The sequence below is a fragment of the Arthrospira sp. PCC 8006 genome (assembly GCF_046480465.1).
GTDB classification, from domain to species: Bacteria; Cyanobacteriota; Cyanobacteriia; order Cyanobacteriales; family Microcoleaceae; genus Limnospira; species Limnospira platensis.
The window spans coordinates 70,325-79,688 of sequence record NZ_PKGG01000003.1 but is presented as its reverse complement, the minus strand read 5'-3'; the positions used below and the strand labels follow the sequence as shown (position 1 = coordinate 79,688).

Annotated in this window: 9 protein-coding genes; 2 read left to right on the top strand and 7 right to left on the bottom strand. The window is 46.6% G+C overall.

From position 1 onward, the window contains the following. Positions 1-347 precede the first annotated feature (347 nt). Positions 348-1,712: a UDP-N-acetylmuramoyl-L-alanine--D-glutamate ligase gene (gene murD / locus B9T16_RS01120; RefSeq protein ID WP_410243931.1), complete on the bottom strand. Its 1,365-nt coding sequence runs from the start codon at positions 1,710-1,712 to the stop codon at positions 348-350. Positions 1,713-1,984: 272 nt separating this feature from the next. On the opposite strand from murD, the gene B9T16_RS01115 reads away from it, so the two are divergent. Continuing rightward, entirely contained in the window at positions 1,985-2,212 is a 228-nt protein-coding gene (locus B9T16_RS01115; RefSeq protein ID WP_006618790.1) for a photosystem II protein, Psb35-related, read from the top strand. Between the two features lie 200 nt (positions 2,213-2,412). Here the strand turns inward: B9T16_RS01115 and B9T16_RS01110 are convergent, their stop codons facing one another. The 6 genes from B9T16_RS01110 to B9T16_RS01085 all read right to left on the bottom strand — a co-directional run bounded on the left by B9T16_RS01110 (position 2,413) and on the right by B9T16_RS01085 (position 7,025). Beyond that, on the bottom strand, positions 2,413-3,213 hold the full coding sequence (locus B9T16_RS01110) for a carbon dioxide-concentrating mechanism protein CcmK (protein WP_410243930.1): 801 nt from the start codon (positions 3,211-3,213) through the stop codon (positions 2,413-2,415). Positions 3,214-3,299: 86 nt separating this feature from the next. Continuing rightward, on the bottom strand, positions 3,300-3,881 hold the full coding sequence (locus B9T16_RS01105) for a carbon dioxide concentrating mechanism protein CcmN (RefSeq protein WP_014276344.1): 582 nt from the start codon (positions 3,879-3,881) through the stop codon (positions 3,300-3,302). A 47-nt stretch (positions 3,882-3,928) separates the two neighbouring features. Further along, positions 3,929-5,569, bottom strand: a complete 1,641-nt coding sequence (locus B9T16_RS01100; RefSeq protein ID WP_006618787.1) for a ribulose bisphosphate carboxylase small subunit — start codon at positions 5,567-5,569, stop codon at positions 3,929-3,931. A gap of 103 nt (positions 5,570-5,672) precedes the next feature. Next, complete coding sequence (locus B9T16_RS01095) at positions 5,673-5,981, bottom strand: EutN/CcmL family microcompartment protein (protein ID WP_006618786.1); 309 nt, start codon at positions 5,979-5,981, stop codon at positions 5,673-5,675. Positions 5,982-6,148: 167 nt separating this feature from the next. Continuing rightward, complete coding sequence (locus B9T16_RS01090) at positions 6,149-6,490, bottom strand: carbon dioxide-concentrating mechanism protein CcmK (RefSeq protein WP_006618785.1); 342 nt, start codon at positions 6,488-6,490, stop codon at positions 6,149-6,151. A gap of 223 nt (positions 6,491-6,713) precedes the next feature. Further along, entirely contained in the window at positions 6,714-7,025 is a 312-nt protein-coding gene (locus B9T16_RS01085) for a carbon dioxide-concentrating mechanism protein CcmK (protein WP_006618784.1), read from the bottom strand. Between the two features lie 435 nt (positions 7,026-7,460). On the opposite strand from B9T16_RS01085, the gene B9T16_RS01080 reads away from it, so the two are divergent. Continuing rightward, positions 7,461-9,332, top strand: a complete 1,872-nt coding sequence (locus B9T16_RS01080; RefSeq protein ID WP_410243929.1) for an NAD(P)H-quinone oxidoreductase subunit F — start codon at positions 7,461-7,463, stop codon at positions 9,330-9,332. Positions 9,333-9,364: the final 32 nt, after the last annotated feature.

Genomic DNA, 9,364 nt, shown 5'->3' with positions numbered 1-9,364 from the left:
GGTCATATCTTAGACAAAGGGAGGCATGACTTTAAWAAAAAAATTGAAAATATCCAATTAAATAATATAGKAGCAGAAGCGCCGCCCAAAAGCAAGGGTTCCCCAAAAAAAAGTGGCGCGGGGGCGCAAGGATAATTTTTTTTTTTATTTTTTGGGATAAAATTACCTGTAGGGGCGGGTGCGCGATCGGCCACACACCTCACCAGCCAACTACCTACACCCGCCCCAGGCTGCGCGTAGGGTGCGTCACATCCGATCAGCCACTGGGAAAGGAAAACGAAAAACTTGCTGATGTGACGCACCTTCTGAGGCCATAAGACACACCGGGTAACTATATAAACCCGCCCCTACCCCATCAATTCCCAACATAACTCCCGAAAGCGATCGCCACGATGTTCAAAACTGCGATACTGGTCAAAACTAGCACAGGCTGGGGAGAGCAAAACAGCCTTAGCTTGCAACACACTAGCCAATTGGGCAGCGCGCGGGATAGCATTTTCGAGAGTTTCGACAATTTCGACATTTTGATAGTGAGTTTCCTGTAACCTTTCAGCAAAAGCCGAGGCGGCGCTTCCGATTAATAAAACCGCAGCAGCTTTTTGATGAATAGTATTAATCCAGTGGGTATCATCACCAGCTTTAGCTTCTCCACCAGCAATTAAAATCACAGGTGGCTCAACTGCCGCCAATCCGACCTGAGCCGCATCATAATTAGTAGCCTTGCTATCATTAATCCAGCGAATTCCCATCCAGGTGCTAACCTCTTCCAGGCGGTGAGGAACTCCAGGAAAAATAGAAATAGCGTGAGCAATTGCTTCCTTGTCAATTCCCGCTATTCGGGCTGCTGCTACAGCCATCAGTAGGTTTTGGCGATTATGGTCTCCCACCATTTTAAGGGAGTCAACCGGTGCGATCGCCTCTCCGTTTTGGTAGACCCAGTTTTCTTGAATATATACACCCATAACGCGATCGCCCAATAATTCCTCAGCACCATTAACGCTAGTCCAGACAGCTTGTGGCCAGAGTTCCGGTGCTGCTCGCCGGAGATAAGCATCATCACCATTAAAGACCTGCACCTGGGAACGTTCCATTAAACGCCCTTTAATCCGAAAATAATTATCTAGCGTGTAATGGCGGTTAAGATGATCCGGGGTAAAAGTAGTCCAGATACCGATTTTAGGAGCCAGGGTTGATGATGACTCAATCTGAAAACTGCTAATTTCAGCAATGACCCAATCTAAGGGTGTCGAGGAATTTTGTTGTTGTTGCAGCGCCAACTCACAGGCAGCATTACCAATATTTCCACAGGCAGGGGCTGCACTTCCCGCCACTTCAAATATTTTAGCAATCAGCGCCGTTGTAGTAGTTTTACCGTTAGTCCCCGTAATTCCCACCCAAGGGATATCCTGGAGATTTCGCCAAGCCAGTTCCATTTCCCCGATAGTTTCTATACCTAGACTGCGGGCCGTTTCTAATGCTGGCAAATCCCAGGGAACCCCCGGACTAACCACTACCAAATCTGGTGCCGTGTCCGGGTCGAAATTCTGCCCCAAATTAACTGTAATTCCTTCCTCAATCAGGGTCTGACACTGTTGCTGTAGCGATTCTGAGGTGTTGCGATCGCTAACAGTTACCTGCCATCCCTGAACCTTTAACAGGCGCGCCGTAGCATTTCCTGATTTTCCCAGACCAATAATATGAGCGTTGGGCATTATATCCTTACCCTGCACCTTGATTGAGCATTTTTGATTCTATCAGAAGACGCTGATTTTAGGTCAGCTTAGGGGAGTTGATCGGGTTCCTAATATTTTTGGCATTAGATTATATCACAAAAAATTATTTTGTCAAGTAACTTGACACTTTGTAACAAAAACGTTACATTGGTTAACATAGATTAACAAACGGAATTGCCCCAAGACGTTCCCACTAACTTTCGTGAAACTTTCTTGGTAGTAATCCTGACGCAATTATTGGAGCATAAAAAATGGTTATTTTAGCAGCTTTATTTATCAGTGGTTGGCTGGCTGTTTCGGTAATTGGAACTATGGCTTATTTTCGTGGTGAACAGTCTAAACCCATTCACATGAGAAACTGGAACTCTGATTCCTTTGACCGTCTTTCTCTGGCTTTGACAGGTGTACCAGTAGACTATAGCCAGCGGGTTCCTGCTTACAGCATGGATGCTTACCGCAGCCAGAATTTTTCTAACTAAATTCTCTTCAGTCACCAATAGCTTTTAGACTCTCTTCTTGAGGGCAATCCTAACGGGTTGCTCTTTTTTTTGTATAGTGATATAATCATCACCCGTGGGGGGTAATTAGTTTTTAGTCTCTACCTTGAGGAGCATCATAATTTGATGTCAATTATCATGTCAAGGCGGGTTCAGAAGGCGAGTTGAGAATCAAGAATATTTTAATCCCAGGACTCCATAGAAGAATCAGAAGTTTGATTATCCAAAGGTAAAGCATCAACAGATAATTGTTTGAGTTCGGGAAGTTTTACCACTTCTTTGTCAGTTTGTTTAACATTAATAGGTAACTGTAAAGGTTTGACCTTCTCAATCCAACAACTAGCCAGAGGTAAAGTTTGTTCAAGTTCATCAAGGGGACGAGGGATGACCATCACTGCATTTAATTCGCCAATGCGTTCAGCCTCATACATTCCCGCTTCTAAAGCCACTGCTACATCAGCAACCGAACCCCTAATAATAGCAGTACATAATCCCGCCCCAATAATTTCGTAGGAAGCGAAATAAACATCTCCCGCCTTCAGCATAGCATCAGCCGCGCCGACCATAGCAGGAAATCCCCTCGTTTCCAATAAACCTATGGCTTTATTACTGAGGCGAGAGTGACCGCCACTGGCTGCTAATTGGGAGAGACGAGACCCAATAGGTAGCACATACTCTAAGTTGGGGAGAGGTCTAGCAATGACTAGGGAAGAAACAAACTGATTGAACTGTTTAGCAGTATCAACCCCAGTTTCAATAGCTAGACGGACATCCGCAATACGACCGCGCACAATAGCGCTACAGTAGCCACTACCGATTTTTTCATACCCAACCAGGTGAACACCTGCAGATTTCAGCATCATATCAGCAGTGCCGACTATTGCTGGAAAACTGCGGGTGGAGATTAACCCCAAAGCAGTATCTTTAAATTCTGGCTCAGTATTGCGCCTTTGGGGAAATGAGGTTTGCAAGTGTTCATCCATGACTGTATTTTACCTGCTAGAGAGAAGAATGGAGAATCCCGACCGATTAATCTGCGGACTTTCCTGTTCATCAACCCCGGTTTCTCTCAAAAATTAGGGGGTTTTCTATGGGGGAGCAAAGTCTTTAACAACTCATTGATTTGAGTTTGTCCGTAGACCTGCGGACTACGACGAATTGAGGGTTCTGGTTCCGGTTGGGGTTCTGGTTGGGGTTCTGCTTCTGGTTGGGGTTCCGGTTCCGGTTGGGGTTCCGGTTCCGGTTGGGGTTCCGGTTCCGGTTGAGGGATGAAATCAACCTCAGTAGCAGAAAAATTGACCTGACGAGATTGATCACCAATTAATGAACCGGAAGCTACAACGTGCTGAGATGGGATATCAGAATTAATCAAAGTTGACTCTGAACCAATACAAGCCAGAGCCCCAATTTTTCCAGCACCGACTATGAGTACAGTAGTACCAATACAGACACCCTTATCTATTTCTAGGATACCCTGATCAGCATGAATAATAGTCCCCATACCAATACAGACCCCAGGAGCGATCGCAATTTGGCTATCAGGAGCGGCGGTAATCACCACTCCTGGGGCGATGGCTACACTGGGGTCAATGGTGACATCGCCACTCACATAGTAAGCATAATCCGGGTGATGGGGTGGCGACATACACATTCGGCTTGAACCTCTGAAAAGTAAACAGGGATTTTCGAGAGAGTTAATTAAGGTCGTTGGATAATTTCCTCAAGAACCCGACGCTTGGCTTGAGCATCAATACCAATCAAGCGAACATACTCACCGCTATGTTCCTGCATACAGCCTTCTAGGGCTGCCATAACCTCCCGTTGATTATTAGAGTCGATGGGGGTACAGCTACGCCAGGACCCCGTGCGGAAGCGACGCTTATCAGCGTGTTCCGTGCCAATTTTATAACCCTGAGCCAGGAGGTTTTTAACTTGCTCAATAGTTTCAGAAGTCAAACTACTATTAGCAGATGAGTAGGATGATTGAGCTGAACGACTAGAGGGCGCAGGGGAAGCCGCGCTAGGACTAGGGGTAGCAGAAACCCTACCGTCAGGTCGTTGGATAATCTCTTCAACCGCCCGCCGTTTAGCTTTTTGGTCAATGCCAATTAAGCGGACATATTCCCCTGTATGCTCGTTCATGAAGGCATCTAATTGACTGAGAACAGCCGAAGCACTGGAGCTGTCAATTTGGGGACCACTACGCCAGGAACCCGTGCGGAAGCGACGCGCGTCGGCGTATTCCGTGCCAATTTTATAGCCTTGGTTCAGGATTTGGGAAACCTTTTGTGCCAAGTCGGAACTACCAGTAGCAGTAGTTCTGGAGGGGCTGGCTGTAGAAGCTGTGGCATTGGAGACCTGAGCGTTAGAGGACTTACTAGCGACAGGACCATCAGGACGTTGGATAATTTCTTCAAGTACCCGGCGCTTGGCTTTGCTATCAATTCCCAACAGGCGGACATATTCGCCTTGATGGTCTTGCAGACAGGCGGCTAAGGCTGATACAACTTCGCTGGTGTTGCGGGAGTCAATGGGAGCGCAACTGCGCCAAGAACCTGTGCGGAAGCGACGTGCGTCGGCGTGTTCGGTACCAATTTTATAGCCTTGGGCTAGAAGTTGGCTGATGGTTTGTACCGTTTCTGGGGGAATAGGTCTTGCGCCTAGGTTGCTATGGGAGCCAGATCTAGCGCGGCCACCATTACTGCTGCTTCCCTTAGTTTCATTTCGTAGGGGACTGATGCAGGCGAGGTTTTCTGAACACTGATAACCTGCTGCTAATGCTTGGTTAACTCCCACCACATGGGTTGAGAATTTGATATCAGTATCTGTTACGCTCGGTAAGCGATCGGCTTGTTGTTGGTTAGTGATAATTGCTCCCGAGGGAACATATTTTCCGGGGGGAATTTCCACATCTTGGATGAGGGCGTGCATCATGACAATACAACCATTTCCGACTCTGGCATTGAATACAGTAGAGCGGAAACCAATAAAGCAATTGTCCCCGACATAAGCCGGACCATGAATCAGAGACAAATGGGTGATTGAGGAATTTTTACCAATCCAAACGGAGTAGGATTGACCATCATCTCCTTTGACTTTGCCTTCATCTAAGCCGTGAATAACAACGCCATCTTGAATATTGGACTCATCGCCAATATAAAAGGGGAATCCTTCGTCAGCGCGGATAGAGGTTCCCGGGGCGACCAGGACATGAGCGCCGATGCGAACATCACCGATGATATTCGAGAAGGAATGAACGTAAGCTGTGGGGTCAATTTTGGGCTCCGCCAGGTTTTTAGACCAGGGTGTGGGAGGAGCCGCATGGCCTTTAACTGCCATAACTGAATTTCTCCTAACTAACTTTTTATAGGGTTGACTTTTGGTGGTGGTAGGGAGAATTGATGAATTATCCCAGGCTTTGGGGTTAACCCAGATCTGTTGCTCAACCTAAACGGTTCTGCTGTTTTTGACTGTAAATCTGGCCATTAGCAGTGCTAACGGTGTCAATAATGGCGATTACGGCTGCATCACTGGGTCGGTTTTCACTGCCAGGAATTTGGCGAGCCGCACTTCCGAGACTAACCAGAACCCACTCACTAAAACCCGCACCCACATAGTCGCACGCCACTTCATATCTTGATGTTGGCTCTCCCTGTTCATCTAAGAGTTGCAATAGCAAAAACTTGGAACCTCGGAGACTGGGTTCCTTCTGGGTACTAACAACTGTGCCAATAACTCTGGCAATTTGCATCTTAATTTGATGTTGAGGAACTGTACGGCAGGAACATTTTTCCCCCCGACTGAGCCGGAAAATAGATGGAGTCAATTGGTAGATTGACCTACTACGGGCGAACTATGCAGTCGGTTCGGGCTTGGCTGTGGTTGAACTACATACCCCTAGGGGTCATTGGAGTTAACCTACGGACGGTTAAGAGGACGTATCCCGGCGACGCTTTCACGGAATTGTTCTACCGCTTCGGTGTAACGAATTGGTAGGACATATTCTAGGTTTTCATGGGGACGGGCAATAATATGGGTGGAAAGAACTAACCCACCATTTACCCGTCGCACCGACTCGGTTCCGGCGGAGACAGAAGCCTGAACTTCTGACACATCTCCGCGAACAATGACGGTGACACGACCGCTACCGATTTTTTCGTAGCCTACTAAGGTTACGCGGGCAGCTTTTACCATGGAATCGGCTGCCTCTACTACCGCTGGAAAACCCAGGGTTTCTATCATGCCAACTGCAATGGCCATAGTATGTTTTGACTCCTGAACCTCGATTTGATTACCACGCCTAGATGTCGCACAGAACACTGGTTTCTACTCGGTTCGGCTCTGATGGCTTCTCAGACAAGCTATCAACTCCCTGATCCTAATTTTCAGGGAGGGAGTTTTCAGAACTTAGAGACAAGATTGGCCTTGTCTGTACGACTTTTTCGGCGATCGGGTGAGGGGGTTAACGCTTGCCCCATTACGTCTAGTAGGACCGGAACTGTTCGACCGCATCGGTGTAACGAATTGGTAGAACGTACTCTAGATTTTCATGGGGACGAGCAATGATGTGGGTTGATGATACTTCTCCACCATTCACCCGTTTGACTGACTCAATGCCAGCGGAAACTGATGCTTGTACCTCGGAGACATCTCCTCGGACAATCACGGTCACACGACCGCTGCCAATTTTCTCATATCCGACTAAAGTAACGCGCGCGGCTTTTACCATGGAGTCGGCTGCTTCTACAACAGCCGGAAAGCCTATGGTTTCAATCATTCCAACAGCGATGGACATCTTACAACTACTCCTAATTACGGACAGACTGAACTCAACTGGGCAAATCTCTTGCTAACTGAGTCCCATGACCACAAAGACTAATGATTCTTTTTGTGTATGCGGAAAAATTTTTCAACCTCCCTCAAATTATAAGAATACGAGAATTGTGGCTTCTTTGACAATATTAATCTGGATTATAATTTCTCATGTTCGAGATTATTTTTATTGATTGTTAATAGAAATTAAGGTTTTTTAAACAAAGTTAATATTTGGAGACAAAAATGCCGATTTATCTTGACTTTTGTAACAAGTTGTGCTATATCCCAAAGGCAGACCCTAGGTAATTTGACTAGAAATGGCTGGTTATTGGGGATGAATTTGACGATTAGCTCTGTTTAGGACGGAAATTCTGATATATTAATCTGAGGGTTAATATTTCTTTATGTAAGTTAAATGATTCAGTTCCTCCTACAAGCTAGTTGGTGGATACCCATATATGGTCTCATGGGGGCAGTGTTGACCCTTCCTTGGTCAACGGGGTTAGTCCGACGCACAGGACCAAGACCAGCAGCCTACTTTAATATGTTGATGACTTTAGTGGGTTTTATCCACGGTGCGGTAATTTACCGATCTATCTGGTCAATGCCGGGTCAACAAATTCACATTGCATGGTTACAAGCTGCGGGATTAGACTTATCTTTTGTCCTAGATGTTTCTCCCGTAAGCCTAGGAGCCGTGGAACTGGTCACAGGTATCAGTCTAGTGGCTCAGGTTTATGCCTTGGGGTACATGGAAAAAGACTGGGCGACGGCTCGGTTTTTTGGTTTGATGGGCTTTTTTGAGGCGGCAGTGAGTGGTTTGGCTTTGAGTGACTCGCTGCTACTTAGTTATATTTTGCTGGAATTGCTGACTCTCTCAACCTATCTACTGGTGGGTTTTTGGTATGCTCAACCCCTGGTAGTCACGGCGGCGCGAGATGCGTTTTTAACTAAACGAGTGGGAGATGTATTGTTGTTAATGGGGGTGGTTTATATCGGCACGATCGCCGGTAGTTTAAACTTCTCGGATTTAGAACTCTGGTCAGAAACCCACAATTTACCACCGCTTACGGCGACTTTATTAGGATTAGCCCTAATTTCTGGGCCTATTGGCAAATGCGCCCAATTTCCACTACACCTATGGCTTGATGAAGCTATGGAAGGCCCAAACCCGGCTTCTTTGCTGCGAAATTCGGTAGTGGTGGCGGCGGGGGCTTATGTTTTGATTAAACTGCAACCAATTCTCGCCCTGTCTCCGGTGGTGTCGGATACTTTAATTGTTTTGGGAACAGTAACGGCTATTGGGGCTTCTTTGGTGGCGATCGCCCAAATTGATATCAAACGCGCCCTTTCCCACACGACCAGCGCCTATTTGGGTTTAGTCTTTGTAGCGGTAGGTCAAAGCCATGTGGATATAGCCCTATTGTTGCTGTTCACCCATGCGATCGCCAAATGTCTGTTATTCATGAGTGCAGGTTCAGTAATTTTGACCACCAACACCCAAGACATGACCGAAATGGGGGGATTATGGTCTAAAATGCCTGCCACTACCACTGCCTTTATTGTCGGTGCATCAGGAATGGTAGCCGGATTACCTTTAGGAATGTTCTGGACTTTCCGAAGGTGGGTAAGTGGCTTCTGGACAGTACCACCTTGGTTACTGATTTTGTTGTTGCTGGTGAACTTCCTCACCACCCTAGGATTAACCAGAATTTTCGGCTTAGTCTTTGCTGGTCAGTCGCAACCGAAAACCCGACGCGCCCCAGAAGTCCTGTGGCCTATGGCTTTACCAATGGTTTCCATGACCATTGTCACTCTGTTAGTGCCCATGATGCTACAAACCTGGCAACTATTGCTAAGTTGGTCAAGCACCTTCGTAGAAGCGCCCGCCTCTGGAGTCCAAGAAGTAATTAACCTCATCGCTTTACCCCTGTTGTTGGTCTCAAGTGTATTAGGGGTGGTTGTAGGTAGCAGTATTTATGTATACCCACAGAAGAGAGAGCCCTATAAATTCCCCTACCAACCCATACAGGATTTACTGGCTTACGATTTCTATATCGATCGCCTTTACGATCTGACCGTTGTATTTTTGGTTAATCGTATCTCCGCCATCAGTTATTGGATCGATCGCTATATTATCGATGGGTTTGTCAACGGCTTAGGTTTAGCCACCCTCTTTAGCGGTGAAGGACTTAAATATAGTATTTCTGGACAATCACAGTTTTATGTCTTCACCATAGCCACTGGTATAGCCGTGTTGTTGATTTTAATGCTGTGGCAATTTTAGACCCCTTCCCGACCACATTAACCGTAAAAATC